Genomic DNA, 16274 nt, shown 5'->3' with positions numbered 1-16274 from the left:
ATTCATTTGATGAAGATGATTGCTATTTCTAGGATTAAATAAAGGCATGTATTTTATTGCCTCACTAAGATGATAAACATCAAATTATGATAACATTATATTCAATGCAAGGGCGAAGGATGATAATAAAATGAAAACCCGCGATCGAATTATTCATGCAGCATTGGCGTTGTTTAATGAACACGGTGAGCCTAATGTGACCACCAATCATATTGCTGCTGATTTAGGGATTAGTCCCGGTAATTTGTATTATCACTTTCGTAATAAAGAGCAAATTATTCATTGTATTTTTGATCAGTACGCCATTGATTTAAAAGTTAGTTTTGAGCCACTGGATGTCGTTGAAACCATCGAAGACAGTTTATTGCGCTATCTTGATGCAGTGTTTCTATTGATGTGGCGTTACCGTTTTTTCTATGCCAATTTACCCGATATTTTACGTCGAGATGCGGCGTTACAAAATAAATATTTGGCGGTGCAAACTCAGCTGCAAGTGAATATCAGTCAAATAATGATCAATTTTCGTGATGCAGGTCTGTTGGCATTAGCGGATGTTGATCTGAAAGTATTGGCAGATACGTTAAAACTGGTGGCTTCATCATGGATCAGTTATCAAACCACTCAGGTAGCAGGTGCTAAAATTACCCAAACCGTGATTTATCATGGTGTACAACAGATGTTGAATATTGTGCGACCATTGGCGACCGAGCTTGGTCAGCAGCGGGTAACAACATTGCAGCACTATTATTTAGAACAAGAACAACAGTATTTAGAACAACAACAAAAGATCACTACCAGTGAATTGTAATTTAAAAAGGTTGGTCTGATGACCAACCTTTTTGTTTTAGAGGTTAATTTAGCGTGTTAACCATGGACGCGGATCAACCGGGGTGCCTTTACGGCGGATCTGGAAGTACAATCCTGGTTGTTCTTGGCCACCACTGTCACCCACTAAGGCTATCGGTTCGCCCGCTTGAACGGTATCACCAATCTTTTTGAGTAAGGTTTGGTTATAGCCATAGAAACTCATATCACCTTTACCATGATCAATCGCGATCATTAAGCCGTAACCCCGTAGCCAATCAGCAAATACTACTTTACCTGAGTAAATCGCTTTTACTTGGCTACCAATCGGTTGACTGATCACCATCCCTTTCCAATGTAGTTCACGCTGTAATGGCGCACCATAGTTGTGCAGGATAGGACCTCGCAACGGCCATACTAGCTTACCTTTGTGGCTGGATAAGCCATCCATAGGAACTTGCATTTTAGCGTAACGAGCATTGAGTTGTTTCGCTTGCGCCTCTGCAATCGCTTTCGCTTTGGCTTCTTTGGCGGCGACAATTCGGGCTTGAGCTTCTGCTTCTGCTTTAGCACGTGCTTCGGCTTCTGCTTTTGCGCGTGCGATGGCTTGTGCTTTTGCTTTTGCAATCGCTGCCAACATGTCTTGTTCATCAGAGCGTAAGTCTGCTAATGCTTCAGTGCTGGTGTGAATTTGCGATTTGATTTTATTGAGCGTTAGTTGACGTGATTGCTGTTGACCATCAAGTTGCTGCTTTTGCTGATTAAGCTCGGCGAGTACTTGTTGGTGTTCATTTTTTTGCTCAGCAAGGGTATGAATTTTTAGTTGTAGTTCTGTTTGCGTCGCATCGAGTGCATCAATGGCAGTAGCACGTGCTTTGCTAACATACTCGGCATAGGTTGTCATACGATCTAATTTAGCCGAGTTTTCGCCACTGAGAAGATTGGCGATATCACTGTTATTACCTTGACGATATTGTGCATTAATTAAGGTTTTTAGTACGCCAAGTTGCTGCTGTTGCTGTTGTTGTAGATGCTGTTGTTGCTGTTCGAGCCTAGTGATTGACTGTGTTATTTGGGTTAACAAGTCATTAGTTTGGTGGATTTTATTGGCAGTTTGAGCGATATCCAGTTCGTGTTGTTTAAGTTGTTTTTGTAAGACAGCATAGTTTTGCTGTTTACTGTCGAGCTGATTTTTTTGGCGTGATATTTCCTGTTTTACGCCATCAAGCTGTTTTTGACTGGATGCTGCACATGGGGCTGCAAATACCACGCATAGAAAAGCGCCAGTGCATAAAGCACTGGCGCGGATTTTTAGGTTGAGGTGTCTATTGATAATATCCCGCATGGGATAATTATTTCAGATTGTATAGCACCTGACCAGACATCTCTGCAGGGATTTCGATATCTGTTAGCGATAGCATAGTTGGGGCTAGATCAGATAGTTTACCGTTTGGCTTAAGATCGAGGTCTTTATTACCGATGTAAATTAATGGTACTGGTAAGTTAGTGTGTGCTGTATGGATACCACCTGTTTCAGGGTTAACCATCATTTCAGCGTTACCGTGGTCGGCAGTAATTAATAACTGACCATCCATTTCTTTGATTGCAGCAACAACTTGACCGATACAGCTGTCTAGTGCTTCACATGCTTTAACTGCAGCATCGTAAACGCCAGTGTGACCAACCATGTCACCGTTAGGGTAGTTACAGATAATAACGTCAAACTCGCCGCTCTTAATGGCAGCAACTAGTTTTTCAGTTAACTCAGGTGAGCTCATCTCAGGTTGAAGATCGTAAGTGGCTACTTTTGGTGAAGCAACTAGTGAGCGAGATTCGCCCTCAAACTCATCTTCTTTGCCACCGTTAAAGAAGAAAGTAACGTGCGCGTATTTTTCTGTTTCAGAAATACGTAGCTGCTTTTTACCTTTTTTCGATAGCCACTCACCTAAGGTATTCTCTAGGCTTGCAGGTGCAAACGCAGTGGTCAGTGCAATGTCTGCTGCATATTGGGTTAGCATCACAAAGTCAGCTAATTGTGGGAACTGCGCACGCTTAAAACTAGTGAAGTTAGGCTCGAAAGTACGAGTGATTTCACGTGCACGGTCAGCACGGTAGTTCATGAAGATAACGCTATCGCCATCAGCAATGAATGCCGCTTCTTGGTTTTCGGTACGTAGTTCGGTTGCTTTAACGAACTCGTCGTTTTCGCCACGCTCGTAAGCGGCAGCTAGACCTTCAGTTGCATTAGCGAAAGTATATTCACCTTTTGCAGCAGTAAGTAGGTTATAAGCAACTTCGACGCGATCCCAGTTATTATCACGATCCATTGCGTAGTAACGACCGACTAGAGAAGCGGTACGGCCTTTACCTAGTTTTGCAAATAAGGCATCGAAACGCTCAAGAGAGTGCTGTGCGCTACGTGGTGGTGTATCACGGCCATCAAGGAATGCGTGTAGGTAGATTTTCTCGGCGCCACGGTTAGCGGCCATTTCAATCGCGGCTGCAATGTGGTCTTCGTGGCTGTGTACGCCACCTGGAGAAACTAAGCCAAGAATATGAACGGCTTTGCCTGTAGTTACAGCTTTATCAATTGCATTTACCAGTGCTTCATTTTCAAAGAACTCGCCATCGCCAATTGCTTTCGTGATACGAGTAAGATCTTGATATACTACTCGGCCAGCGCCGATATTAGTATGACCTACTTCAGAGTTACCCATTTGGCCTTCAGGTAGACCTACTTCTAGGCCTGACGCTGCGATAAGCGTATTAGGATTGTTCGCCATTAACGCATCCATTACGGGTGTGTTAGCGTTCGCAATCGCGTTATCAGCGTTATCTTCGCGGTAGCCCCAGCCATCTAAAATAACAAGTGCAAGTGGTTTCTTCGCAGACATATTCAGTCCCTCTTCGAATTAATAAAAATACATCAATTACCTTAAGCGGCTTGGTGAACTAAGCGCTGTTTAAGGTAATTGCGATAATAATTATCATGATTTTACTACAAAAGCACATTAAAGCAGTAGCGGTAGATGCAACTAAATCATGGACTGCTTGTTTATAGTCTGTGTCGAATATAGGCATTTATTGATTAAAGTGTAAGTCCTAGGTCACAGTTTTTTTCTATTTCACTGATAGGTCATCGGTCAATAAGCTTTTATACTCAAGGACGCTGTTACAAGATCAGCAACCTAGGTATACTCACAGTCATTTTTTTAGACCGCAATAGCATGGCTTGCAATAGCGAACCATGACAACAGAGTAAATTAAATGCATCAATATATTGAATTTCTAACTAGTAACCCTGTTTTATCATTGGCTTGGATTGGTATCGTGATTGCGCTAATTAGCATGATGGTAAAAGAGAAAAACGCCAAATATAAAACAATTAGTATTAATGAAGCGACCACGTTAGTGAATAACGAAGAGGGTGTTTTTCTTGACATCCGTAATCGTGATGAATTCCGTAAAGGTCATATTGTAGGCTCAGTTCACATTTTACCAAGCCAAATTCAACGTCAAAACACGCCAGAGCTTGAAAAACACAAAGCAGCCCCAATTATTGTTATATGTAAGACGGGTCAGACGGCACAAGAGACTGCAAACCAGCTTAGTAAAGATGGTTTTACTAACGTTAACGTTTTAAAAGACGGTCTTATTGCTTGGAATGAAGCTAACTTACCGCTTGTTGCAAGTAAGAAAAAATAATTTTATTCGATGTGATTTTGCAACCGCTTGGGTGTGAAATGACGATATAAATTGATGCAGCCTGTGGAATGCACAGTTGCTAGTATAATTAATAGCTCGTGGTAGCGAGTATTTATAAAGGACTCCAAAAATGGCTGAAGCAGCAAATACCGAAGCACAACAAAACTTCCAAATTCAACGCGTATTCCTAAAAGATGTGTCTTTTGAAGCGCCAAACTCACCTGACGTATTCCAAAAAGAATGGAACCCAGATGTGAAATTGGATCTTGATACTCAAAGCCGTGAATTAGCTGAAGGTGTATATGAAGTTGTACTTCGCCTAACCGTAACGGTTAAGAACGAAGAAGAGAATGCATTCCTATGTGAAGTACAGCAAGGTGGTATTTTCACTGTTGCTGGAATGGAAGCACCACAACTTGCACATTGTCTTGGCGCATTCTGCCCTAACATTTTGTTCCCATACGCACGTGAAACAATTTCTAGCCTAGTGGTTAAAGGTACGTTCCCACAATTGAACCTAGCACCAGTAAACTTTGATGCTTTATTCATGAACTACCTAGAAAACCAAGCTGAAGCAAATACTGCAAGTTCAGAAGCTTAATTTGTAAAAGTGACCAATATGATGAACGTTAATAATACGATTTCGATGGCAGTGTTAGGGGCTGGATCTTACGGGACAGCATTAGCAATTGCATTAGCCAGAAATGGTGCCAATGTCATTTTGTGGGGCCATGAGCCACACCATATGGCGCAATTGGAAATCGATCGTGCCAATGAAGCGTTTCTGCCTGGGGTGAAATTTCCTGATTCACTGATATTAACCTCAGATTTACAAGCTGCTGTTGAAGGTAGCCGTGATGTGTTAGTGGTCGTACCTAGCCATGTATTTGGTGGGGTATTAGCACAAATGAAACCTTTCTTGCGCCCAGATTCTCGTATCTGTTGGGCAACAAAGGGATTAGAACCTGACACCGGGCGTTTACTTAAAGATGTGGCGGTTGAGGTGTTGGGTGAACACATCCCATTAGCGGTGTTATCTGGCCCTACGTTTGCGAAAGAATTAGCAGCGGGTATGCCAACTGCGATTGCTGTTTCTTCGCCTGATGCTGATTTTGTGACTGATCTACAACAAAAAATTCATTGTGATAAAACATTCCGTGTTTATAGCAACAGTGATTTTATTGGGATGCAGTTGGGCGGCGCAGTGAAAAACGTGATTGCGATTGGTGCGGGTATGTCGGATGGTATTGGCTTTGGTGCCAATGCACGTACGGCACTTATTACTCGAGGCTTAGCTGAAATGTGCCGTCTGGGCGCTGCACTTGGTGCGCAACCAGAAACCTTTATGGGAATGGCAGGTTTAGGTGATTTGGTACTGACATGCACTGATAATCAATCGCGAAATCGTCGCTTTGGATTAGCTCTCGGTCATGGTTGTAGTGTCGAGCAAGCGCAACAGGATATTGGTCAAGTAGTAGAAGGTTATCGTAATACTAAAGAAGTGTGGTTATTGGCGCAACGTCATCAAGTTGAAATGCCGATCACTGAACAGATTTATCAAGTGCTTTATCTTGGTAAAGATGCTCGCGAAGCGGCGAAAGACTTACTCGCACGTGAGAAAAAGTACGAATAAAGTTGCTTGTTTAGGGCGATAACTGGTATCTATTAAATAACGCGAGCTTAGGCTCGCGTTATTTTTTATAACTGTACTAAAATACAATAACGATCAGTATTCTGACTGTGTAACGTTATGCCATTGATGTGACCTATTAACCCATTGATTTAATGATGCTATGGGTATGATTAACCTAATAAGTAATAAAGCCGAGGAACTTGTGAAGGAATGTCAACAATATCAACTATGGCGCGCGATTGAGCAGGAAGCACGATTGCAAGCTGAACAAGAACCTATGCTTGCCAGTTTTTATCATGCCACCATTATTAAGCATGAAAATTTAGCATCAGCATTGAGTTACATCTTAGCCAATAAACTAGCGACCCCGTCAATGCCAGCAATGGCTGTGCGTGAAGTCATCGAAGAAGCGTTCGTGAGTGATAGCAATATTGTTGAAGCGGCAGCTTGTGATATTCGTGCCGTTGTCGAGCGCGATCCGGCGATTGATGCTTACTCGATTCCATTACTTTACCTTAAAGGCTGTCATGCCCTGCAAGGGTATCGGGTCGCGAATTGGCTGTGGAAACAAAACCGCAAAGCGTTAGCGGTGTATTTACAGAATCAAATATCGGTGGCATGTCAGGTTGATGTTCACCCTGCGGCACAGATTGGTTGTGGCATTATGTTTGACCATGCGACAGGGATCGTGATTGGTGAAACCGCAGTAATTGAAGATGAAGTGTCAATTTTACAAGATGTTACCTTAGGCGGTACCGGTAAAGAAAGTGGTGATCGCCACCCTAAGATTCGTCAAGGGGTAATGATTGGTGCCGGTGCCAAGGTACTGGGTAATATTGAAGTGGGTGTTGGGGCCAAAATTGGTGCTTGCTCCGTCGTTTTAGAACCGGTGCCTCCGCATACGACTGTTGCTGGTGTGCCTGCGGTTATTATTGGTCGTCCTAAAACCGCCAAACCCGCTACTGAAATGGATCAGCAATTTAATGGCAGTAACGATGCTTTCACTCATATTGATTGAGTAACAGTACTGGCGTTATAACGCATCAAGGCGATCAAATGATCGCCTTGATTGTTTTTCTCGATCAAGAATTTTAGATAGCACCATTAAAATCTAACTGACGCCAAGCTTCAAAGGCAATGATTGCGACTGCATTGGATAAATTTAAGCTACGGCTGTCCGGTTGCATTGGGATCCGTAAACGTTGTTCTAATGGTAAGCTCGTAATAAATTCAGCCGGTAAGCCGCGTGTTTCTGGACCAAATAACAACACATCACCTTCACCAAATTTCGCATTAACGTGATAGTTAGTGGTTTTGGTGGTACAAGCAAAAATACGGCGTCCCGCCATCGCTTCCATAAAGGCTTCAAAGTTTTTATGACGATAAACATGGGTGAGGTCGTGATAATCTAAACCCGCACGACGCAGTTTTTTTTCTTCTAAATCAAACCCTAGTGGCTCAATTAAATGTAAATTGGCACCACAATTAGCACTAAGGCGAATAATATTGCCTGTGTTGGGGGCGATTTCAGGTTCGTATAACGCAATATCAAACATAGTTATTCAGCTTTATTTGGTGCAAAAAGAAACCGTATTGTGACAAGCGTAACGTCAACAAGCAATCATCTTTAATGCGCGAGGTTAACCTTGATGGTTAACGGGCTAAAGGCAATATCATACTGATCCGCAAACCACCCAGTGGGCTTGTGGTTGCTTTGATACTACCACTGTGTTGACGAAGGGCGCTTTCCGTTATTGCCAGCCCTAACCCCGTGCCACCACTACTGCGATCACGGGCGGTTGAAACGCGATAAAATGGACGAAAAATATCATCAAGTTCATCATCGGGTACGCCCTCGCCATTATCATCAATTGTGATCAGTAATTGCTGTGCCTGGTGGGTAAACGTAATCTCAATCACATCATTACCGTATTTAATCGCATTGCGAATTACGTTTTCGAGTGCACTGATCAATAAGTTCGGGTTACCTTTTATTGGCCAAGCTTGAAGTTGATTATAGGTTAAGGTCTTATGGTGTTGTTCTGCTTCAAAACGGGCATCTTCTAACATTTCATACCAAAGGCTATGGCCATCAACGATTTGCTGTTGCTGGTGACTATTGACCTGCATTCGTGATAATTCCAAGAGCTCACTGATCATTTTTTCTAAGCGTTCTGCTTCGGTATCAATCCGTGATAATTCACTACTTTGGCCTTGTTTTCGCTGTGCCAGCGCTGTTGCCATACGTAGTCGCGTTAAAGGCGAGCGTAATTCATGTGAAATATCAGATAATAACCGTTGCTGACCACTAATGATGTTATTTAAAGCATCGACCATTTGATTAAAACTGGCCCCGGCTTGTTTAAACTCTTCAGGCCCTTGTTCTAAACTTGGGTCAGCTTCAAATTCGCCTCGAGCAACCCGTTCAGCTGCTTGTTGCAACCGTCGCGCTGGACGGGTTACCGCCCATGCTAACCATAATAAAAATGGCGTGCTGACAAGCATAGTAACTAATAGTAATTTAAACGGTTTATCCATTATTTGAACAAAAAAAGGTGGAGCACCCCGCCACACTTTACCGCTATACATAAACAACTGTTGCTGTTCAGTGGTAATAATAAAAGGCCCTGCCATTAACCAGCGACCATACAAACGCTGTTTGGGGGTATCAGGGTTATCGGCGATGGTGATAAAATTACGTAGCGCTTTAGTGTGTTTTCTCGGGGCAATAATATCGCCATCTATGGTCGTGAAATACAATTGGTTATTATGACTGTCTTGCCGTTTAGTGAGTGCTTTTATTCGTGTATTAAGGTTGATATCGTTGCTTGATGCTGGGTGATGATTTAAACGTTTATTAATTTTTATTGCTTGGGATTGAAGTTGTTTTAATGGATGTTCGGGAATCGGTTGTATCGATCGTGGGTCATATTGAAACATCAGTACCAATGCGACGACTACCACTAATAGCGTGGCCCAGAAAATGGCAAAGATACGCCCGTAAAGGTGCGTAAAACCAGGTACTCGCATTATTGAGCCTCAACCAATAAATAGCCTTTACCACGCAGCGTTTTTATCAGTGGTTTACCGTCACTACGTACTGGCAGTTTTTTGCGTAAGTTTGAGACATGCATATCAATTGCACGATCAAATTGCGCTAAGCGTTTTCCGAGCACTTCAAGACTGAGTTCTTCTTTGGCAATAATTTTGCCTGGATGTTGCACAAAATAACTCAGTAGTGCTAGTTCGGTAGCGGTCATTTCAATCGGCTGCTGATTACACAATACCTCTTGTCGACCTGGGTAAATAATCAGATCTTGATAAACGAGACACTCACTATTCCTGGCTTTAGTGTCGGTATTTACTTGGGTGCGTCGCAGTACAGCGCGCATACGAGCGAGCAACTCCCGATCGCTAAACGGTTTGGGTAAATAGTCATCAGCACCGAGCTCAAGCCCGAGCACACGATCTATTTCATCACCTTTAGCGGTGAGCATCATTACAGGCGTAGTGTGTTTTTCGCGTAAGCGGCGTAACATTTCGGTGCCATTCATTTTCGGCATCATTACATCAAGTAAAATCAAATCAATACTGGTGTCGACTTTTTCTAAGCCTTTAATGCCATTGTTGGCCTCTTCAACCTCAAATCCTTCTAATTCAAGAATATCTTTGAGGAGTGCGGTCAGTTCTATATCGTCATCGACTAAAAGGATTTTTGCCATGGTGAAGTCCTAAAATGTAATGTGAACACTCAATCAAGTAGTGCTAGTATCGCTAATCTTTGCTGATACGCCAAGTTACTCTGTATTAGCTTTACGCTAGTTTACGTTTGCTAGACAGCGGTTTACTTTCCATCGGTTATGATAGTGACCAAGCCATAGAAAACGGCGACTCATCACATGATAATGCTGGAGAAATAACCATGAAAATATTTAATAAAACGCTTATTATCGCGATGGCATTGCCATTAGCTCTCGGTTCAATGTCAGCTTTTGCTAGCCAAGATCACAATGGTGGCATGAAGAAAGGTCATCATGGCGGCAAGATTTTTAGCCAGTTAGATCTTACGGCGACTCAAAAACAAGAAATGAAAACGTTACGCCAAGCTAACCGCACTGAACATAAAGCTCAACGCGTAGAAAATCGTCAAGCGATGCAAGCCGATCAGCAGCAACTTGAAAAATTAGTGTTAGCGAGTAACTTTGATGAGTCTGCGGTACGTGCCGTGGCTGAGAAAATGTCACAGCAGCAGGTTGAGCGTCGAGTAGCGATGCTAGAACAGCGTCATAAAATGCTGAATATTCTAACCCCAGAACAAAAACAAAAGTATGTTGAACTTAAGCAACAGCAATCAGAAAAACACGTGATGCGCTTACAGGAAAAAAGTCACCACTAATTATGGTGAGTTAAGTGTCAAATAGTGTTCATTAGCCATAGTCTTTACTATGGCTTTTTTTGTTTTTGATATTAAGTGTCTTCTTTTGGCATTTTTTTTAGAATCTTTGCTTTGAAATTGAATCAGAACAAGGCGATGATTGTATTTTTATGGTAGGTTTTGTTATTAATTTTTATCATAAAACAGCTATACTGCGTGATATTAACTATCGCCATCATTTCCTCTATCATTAATGGTGTCACCTATTATTAGTTATTATAGATTTATTCGAAAGATTATAAAAATAATCATAATAAGCAGATGATAAGTTTTGGCCGACAGGGAAGTGACGAGCTAGCGTGATATGAATCAACAAACTATTTCATTAAAATTGTAATACTTCTACATAAGTAGGAAAGTTTCAGTTTTCACGAACACAGGATGATGATTATCAACTGTGATACCGAGTGGGGGAACCTTGGTATATCGTGTTGGATTTGATTTTTCAATTCCCAAAGTCAGAGGGTAACCATGATTAAGAAGATTGGTGTTTTGACCAGTGGTGGTGACGCACCTGGTATGAATGCAGCGGTTCGCGGCGTAGTTCGTGCAGCGTTGACAGAAGATCTAGAAGTTTACGGTATTTTTGATGGCTACCAAGGCCTATATAATAACTGTATTAAAAAGCTTGATCGTCAAAGTGTCTCCGATGTAATTAACAAAGGCGGTACGTTTTTAGGTTCAGCACGTTTTCCTGAGTTCCGCGAAGTGGAAGTACGTGAAAAAGCGATTGAAAACCTAAAGCTACACGGCATTGATGCATTGGTTGTTATCGGTGGTGACGGCTCATACATGGGTGCGAAGAAGCTTACTGAAATGGGTTACCCTTGTATTGGTATTCCAGGCACAATTGATAACGATGTTGCAGGTACTGATTACACTATCGGTTACATGACAGCAATGAACACTGTAATTGATGCGATTGACCGTTTACGTGATACGTCATCTTCTCATCAGCGTATTTCTATTGTTGAAGTTATGGGTCGTCACTGTGGTGATTTAACTCTAATGTCAGCAATTGCAGGCGGTTGTGAGTACATCATCACACCAGAGACTGGCCTTGATAAAGAGAAATTAATTACTCATATCAATGAAGGTATCGCCAAAGGTAAAAAGCACGCAATTATCGCTATCACTGAATTAATGACAGATGTTAACGCATTGGCTAAGTTCATTGAAGTTGAAACAGGCCGTGAAACACGTGCGACTGTATTGGGTCATATTCAACGTGGTGGTCAGCCAACAGCGTTTGACCGTGTATTAGCATCTCGTATGGGTGCTTATGCAGTTGATCTTCTACAGCAAGGTGAAGGCGGTCGTTGTGTGGGTATTCAGTGTGAAAAACTGGTGCACCATGACATTATCGATGCGATTGAAAATATGCGTCGTCCAGTACGTAACGATTTATATGAACTGGCTGAGAAGCTGTTCTAAAATTACGTTATTAAGATACTGAAATAATGAGGTCGATAATTATATCGGCCTTTTTTTTATACTGTTTTTATGGGGCTGTTTTAAGAGCGGCTGATATTTGTGGTAATAAAAAGGCCACTCGAAAGTGACCTTGATTTCATCAATCTTTAAGAGTGATTATTTTTTTGCTTCAGCTGCTGCTTTAGCGATAGCTGCAAAGCTTTTCGCGTCAAGTGCTGCGCCGCCAACTAGAGCACCATCGATGTCTGGTTGTGCGAAGTAAGCTGCAGCGTTTTCAGGCTTAACAGAACCGCCGTATTGAATAACAACGTTCTTAGCAACTTCTTCAGATTTCTCAGCAATGTGAGCACGGATTTGAGCGTGAATGCGTTGTGCATCTTCAGCTGTAGCCGCTTTACCAGTACCGATAGCCCAGATTGGTTCATAAGCAATGATAGCACCGTTTAGTGCTTCAACGCCTTGAGTGTTGATAACTGCGTCAAGTTGACGAGCACAAACTGCTACTGTTTCGCCAGCTTCGTTTTGCGCATCAGATTCACCGATACAAAGAACTGGCGTTAGGCCATTTTCTTTTAGGAAAGCGAATTTCTCAGCAACAAACTCGTCTGATTCGTGGTGGTATTCACGACGCTCAGAGTGACCAATGATGATGTGAGTAGCACCAAATTCTTTAAGCATAGCTGGAGACATGTCGCCAGTGAATGCACCGCTGTTGTGTAGGTCAGAGTTTTGAGCACCTAGAATGATCGCGCTGCCAGCGTCAGTAAGCGTACGCTCAGTAAGATCAATGAAAAGTGCTGGTGGAGCAACTGCAACGTCTACGCCTGTAACGCCTTCAAGTTCAGCGTTAAGACCGTTCAGTAGAGCAACAACCATTTCTTTGCTGCCGTTTAATTTCCAGTTACCCATAACTACAGGATGGCGCATAGTTTTTCTCCAAATTTAAATGACGTAATTAATTTAACTACGTAAAAATATACCAGTCGGAACTGAATTTTTACTGTTCAAAATCATTAATGTGTTTGGTTGTACCCTTTTCGAGATAAAAAGTGAACTACAAATAGAAAAATATTTCAATATATGCAGTTTTTTGTCGCTTTTTTGTAACGTTTGGGCGGAATATGCTGCTGAGGGTAAACCAAAAATTTGTCATTTTAAGGGCAGTATTTTTGCCTGTCGTGGTGGAGATTGTGATTGGAGTGCTTGGTTGAAACGTTGTAATTGACGTTGTAATTCTTGTTGTAACAGAATATTGGCGTGAAGTGGGTTTTTAGCGTGGCTAATAAGTCGATCAATATGACTTTGTTGAGCTTGTAATCGCAGTTGCATACTTGGGCTGGCTTGAGCAATGGTTTGTTGAATTAATTGCTGGCGTAGCAAGGCGAATTGTTGGGGATGGGTGGCGGCGAGTTGCACCAGTTGGTCAAAATCAGGCAGTGATTGCATCCGCTATTCCTTGGTTTAATTCCTACTATAATGATAGTCGATAGCGGTGGTGGGGTTGATATTATGGTTGCGATTGAGCCCGCTTGCTCAGGCTCAATAATGTTAACGGTCAATGCTGATTATTATTATTCAAGATTCAATTACCAGTAATGCTCCATGGTAATTTGACCGGGTTTACGGCGCAGATTTTTAGCTAGGCCTTTTACCTCAAGTACCGCTTTGGTATCCCGTACCATTTGTGGATTACCACACAGCATCACTTGGCTATGTTCAGCACTTAAAGATAAGCCGACATGACGTTCTAATAAACCATCTGCAATCGCCAGTGGAATGCGCCCGGTTAAACATAGTGGTGCTGGTTCGCGACTCACAAATGGCTGTACGATAAGCTGATCGCCATATTGTTGCTTAAGGGCACTGATTTCAGCTTGATAGCTTAGATCTGCCGCATAGCGCACCGCATGAATAAGAATAATTTTGCGGTATTTATGCCACACCTCTTTTTGACCTAAGATCGACAGATACGGTCCAATGGCAGTGCCTGTCGCAAACAGCCACAAGTGTTGACTGGTAGCGACTTCATCGAGGGTGAAAAATCCGCTCGCTCGCGCTGATATTTGAACAGTATCACCTTCTTGTAAGGCATGTAGGCGTGGTGACAGTAAGCCGTCAGCAACGCGAGTCGCATAGATCTCGATATCAGTGTGTTGGGGCGAATTAACAAACGAGTAGGCTCGTTGGATCAAGTTATCACCGATCATAATTCCGAGTTTAGTAAATTGTCCCGCTTTAAACGGTTCAATGTTCGCTCGTAGCGATAAACTGAATAAATCTTGGTTCCAGTGACGGTTCGCAATAACTTGTGCAGGGATCCAATCAGCCATAGTGGCCTCCTTGTTATTTGGATGTTATTCGATAAGCACAGCGTCTTTGACCTGTAATAATGTGTTCTTGACGTTGGATGCGTGTGCTCTCGCCTAATAATTGTTGAAAAATAGCCAGCTCAGAGTGACAAAGTGATGGGCAATGACTGGCAGCAAGACAGATAGGGCAATGATTTTCAACTAATAAAAAGCCATTATCATCGCAAATAAGTTCGGCCATATAACCATCATGCTGGCGTAACTCGGTCAGTGTGACGAGTTTGCTTTTTAAATCATGGCAATCAGCAATGGCAACTTGATAGTGAGTTAAGGTTTGTTGTTCACGTTGAGCGATGATCGCTTGTAGTCCTTGCTGACCAAATAAATCACTCACCGCCTCTAGGGTTTGTACTGCAAGTTCACCATGGTGATCACTAAAACGACGGTGGCCTTGTGATGTCAGTTGCCAATGGCGTGTTGGACGACCGACTTTTACTTTTACGTCATAAGAATCGACGAGCCCTTGCTCTTCCATCGCCTGTAAATGCTGACGGATCCCCATAGTGGTTAATTGGAATTTGTCGGCTAATACTTTGGCGGTAACAGGGCCATCACATTTGATGTGATAGAGAATTTTTTCGATAGTTTTCATAATCAGTTATCATTGCTGCTCTTATTATATTATGGGATCAGCTTATTAAATAAAGCAATATCTTTACAATATAATAGTGAGTTAAAAGTAGGACTTCTTAGGTATAAGAATGAAATAATGGCGGTTAAGATTGTGGCAATAACAACCGTTGGCAGTAGGCATAAAAAATGCACCGAAGTGCATTTTTTTATTGATAACGCAGAGGGGTTATAGCGTGTGTTGCTTAACAGCATCATTCTGACGGGTTAAGTCGTAGCTTGAGGTTATACGACGCATGGTGCCGCATTTACCGCTGATCAATAGCGTTTCAGTGGTCGCCATATTACCTTGACGCTGAATACCTTCAACGAGATCACCCTTGGTGATACCTGTACCTGCAAAGATGACATCATTACTGCGCGCCATGTCTTCAAGGCGCAATAATTTGTTTGGTTCAATGCCCATTTCTGCACAACGACGGATTTCCATCTCACCTAAACGGCGATTTTCTTCAGTATCACCTTTTACATGATGACGAGGTAATAAGCGGCCTTGCATGTCGCCACCTAATGCGCGAATAGCGGCAGCAGAAACAACCCCTTCAGGTGCGCCACCAATGCAATACATCACATCAACATCACTTTCAGGCATGCAAGTAAGAATAGAAGCAGCAACATCACCATCAGGGAAAGCAAATACGCGTACACCCATGGCATGCATTTCAGTGATTAATTGATCATGACGAGGCTTCGCGAGAATAGTAACGACAAGCTCACTTACTGGCTTGTTAAGCGCGTTAGCAATAGCCGCAAAGTTATCTGCTAATGGTTTATCAAGATCGATAACGCCTTTTGCTTGCGGGCCTACCACCAATTTTTCCATGTACATATCAGGGGCTTTTAGCAAGCTACCTTTTTCGCCTGCAGCCAGTACCGCAAGGGCATTATTTTGTCCCATCGCGGTCATGCGTGTGCCTTCAATTGGATCGACAGCAATATCAACCGCACAACCACCACAACCAACGTGCTCACCAATATAAAGCATCGGTGCTTCGTCGATTTCACCTTCACCAATAACAATCTCGCCATTAATATTGGTGTGGTTAAGCAGGGTACGCATCACTTCTACCGCCGCATTGTCAGCCGCAATTTTATCGCCACGGCCTAACCATTTGTGACCTGCAAGGGCTGCGCCTTCGGTAACACGAGCAAATGCTATTGCTAAATCGCCTTTCATGATAACTCCAAATATAGAAATGGGTGGGTGCAAGGGTGTAAAAATTCAGCGTAAATTCTAGCATAATTGGCTTGTGAACACGGTGGG

Annotated in this window: 17 protein-coding genes; 7 read left to right on the top strand and 10 right to left on the bottom strand. The window is 42.5% G+C overall.

Going from position 1 to position 16274, the window contains the following annotated elements:
- The first annotated feature begins 130 nt into the window (after positions 1–130).
- Positions 131–808 carry a TetR/AcrR family transcriptional regulator gene (locus BTO21_RS11430; RefSeq protein WP_045028885.1) on the top strand — a complete coding sequence of 226 codons (678 nt, stop codon included), beginning with the start codon at positions 131–133 and terminating at the stop codon, positions 806–808.
- A gap of 48 nt (positions 809–856) precedes the next feature.
- Here the strand turns inward: BTO21_RS11430 and envC are convergent, their stop codons facing one another.
- Positions 857–2149, bottom strand: coding sequence for a murein hydrolase activator EnvC (gene envC, locus BTO21_RS11425; RefSeq protein WP_065194022.1), 1293 nt, complete (start codon positions 2147–2149; stop codon positions 857–859).
- A gap of 7 nt (positions 2150–2156) precedes the next feature.
- Complete coding sequence (gene gpmM / locus BTO21_RS11420; protein WP_045028890.1) at positions 2157–3698, bottom strand: 2,3-bisphosphoglycerate-independent phosphoglycerate mutase; 1542 nt, start codon at positions 3696–3698, stop codon at positions 2157–2159.
- Positions 3699–4071: 373 nt separating this feature from the next.
- Here gpmM and BTO21_RS11415 point away from each other — a divergent pair, with 373 nt between their 5' ends.
- From BTO21_RS11415 to cysE, 4 genes are all read left to right on the top strand, one after another.
- Entirely contained in the window at positions 4072–4509 is a 438-nt protein-coding gene (locus tag BTO21_RS11415) for a rhodanese-like domain-containing protein (protein WP_045028892.1), read from the top strand.
- 130 nt (positions 4510–4639) lie between these two features.
- A complete protein-coding gene (secB, locus tag BTO21_RS11410; RefSeq protein WP_045028894.1) occupies positions 4640–5110 on the top strand; it encodes a protein-export chaperone SecB in 471 nt (156 codons plus the stop codon).
- Between the two features lie 18 nt (positions 5111–5128).
- Positions 5129–6142, top strand: a complete 1014-nt coding sequence (gpsA, locus tag BTO21_RS11405) for an NAD(P)H-dependent glycerol-3-phosphate dehydrogenase (RefSeq protein ID WP_045028895.1) — start codon at positions 5129–5131, stop codon at positions 6140–6142.
- A 202-nt stretch (positions 6143–6344) separates the two neighbouring features.
- Positions 6345–7160, top strand: a complete 816-nt coding sequence (gene cysE / locus BTO21_RS11400) for a serine O-acetyltransferase (RefSeq protein ID WP_045028994.1) — start codon at positions 6345–6347, stop codon at positions 7158–7160.
- A gap of 73 nt (positions 7161–7233) precedes the next feature.
- Here the strand turns inward: cysE and BTO21_RS11395 are convergent, their stop codons facing one another.
- The 3 genes from BTO21_RS11395 to BTO21_RS11385 all read right to left on the bottom strand — a co-directional run bounded on the left by BTO21_RS11395 (position 7234) and on the right by BTO21_RS11385 (position 9864).
- Positions 7234–7698 carry a tRNA (cytidine(34)-2'-O)-methyltransferase gene (locus BTO21_RS11395; RefSeq protein ID WP_045028897.1) on the bottom strand — a complete coding sequence of 155 codons (465 nt, stop codon included), beginning with the start codon at positions 7696–7698 and terminating at the stop codon, positions 7234–7236.
- 97 nt (positions 7699–7795) lie between these two features.
- Positions 7796–9172, bottom strand: a complete 1377-nt coding sequence (gene cpxA, locus BTO21_RS11390) for an envelope stress sensor histidine kinase CpxA (protein WP_045028898.1) — start codon at positions 9170–9172, stop codon at positions 7796–7798.
- On the bottom strand, positions 9172–9864 hold the full coding sequence (locus BTO21_RS11385) for a response regulator (RefSeq protein ID WP_045028900.1): 693 nt from the start codon (positions 9862–9864) through the stop codon (positions 9172–9174). Before BTO21_RS11385 ends, cpxA begins: the two co-directional genes overlap by 1 nt.
- 200 nt (positions 9865–10064) lie before the next feature.
- On the opposite strand from BTO21_RS11385, the gene BTO21_RS11380 reads away from it, so the two are divergent.
- Both BTO21_RS11380 and pfkA read left to right on the top strand, forming a co-directional pair.
- A complete protein-coding gene (locus BTO21_RS11380) occupies positions 10065–10538 on the top strand; it encodes a Spy/CpxP family protein refolding chaperone (protein WP_045028902.1) in 474 nt (157 codons plus the stop codon).
- A 510-nt stretch (positions 10539–11048) separates the two neighbouring features.
- Positions 11049–12011, top strand: coding sequence for a 6-phosphofructokinase (pfkA, locus tag BTO21_RS11375; RefSeq protein WP_045028903.1), 963 nt, complete (start codon positions 11049–11051; stop codon positions 12009–12011).
- Between the two features lie 156 nt (positions 12012–12167).
- Here the strand turns inward: pfkA and tpiA are convergent, their stop codons facing one another.
- From tpiA to glpX, 5 genes are all read right to left on the bottom strand, one after another.
- Entirely contained in the window at positions 12168–12938 is a 771-nt protein-coding gene (tpiA, locus tag BTO21_RS11370) for a triose-phosphate isomerase (protein WP_045028905.1), read from the bottom strand.
- Between the two features lie 222 nt (positions 12939–13160).
- Entirely contained in the window at positions 13161–13457 is a 297-nt protein-coding gene (locus tag BTO21_RS11365; protein WP_045028906.1) for a DUF3135 domain-containing protein, read from the bottom strand.
- Positions 13458–13597: 140 nt separating this feature from the next.
- Entirely contained in the window at positions 13598–14341 is a 744-nt protein-coding gene (locus BTO21_RS11360; protein WP_045028908.1) for a ferredoxin--NADP reductase, read from the bottom strand.
- A 13-nt stretch (positions 14342–14354) separates the two neighbouring features.
- Positions 14355–14972 (bottom strand): helix-turn-helix transcriptional regulator, encoded by a 618-nt coding sequence (locus BTO21_RS11355; protein ID WP_045028909.1) that lies wholly within the window; start codon positions 14970–14972, stop codon positions 14355–14357.
- A gap of 207 nt (positions 14973–15179) precedes the next feature.
- Complete coding sequence (gene glpX / locus BTO21_RS11345; protein WP_065195666.1) at positions 15180–16187, bottom strand: class II fructose-bisphosphatase; 1008 nt, start codon at positions 16185–16187, stop codon at positions 15180–15182.
- Positions 16188–16274 lie beyond the last annotated feature (87 nt).

It is taken from the genome of Photobacterium phosphoreum, assembly GCF_002954725.1.
GTDB classification, from domain to species: domain Bacteria; phylum Pseudomonadota; class Gammaproteobacteria; order Enterobacterales; family Vibrionaceae; genus Photobacterium; species Photobacterium phosphoreum.
This window is presented reverse-complemented; position numbering and strand designations above follow the sequence as displayed.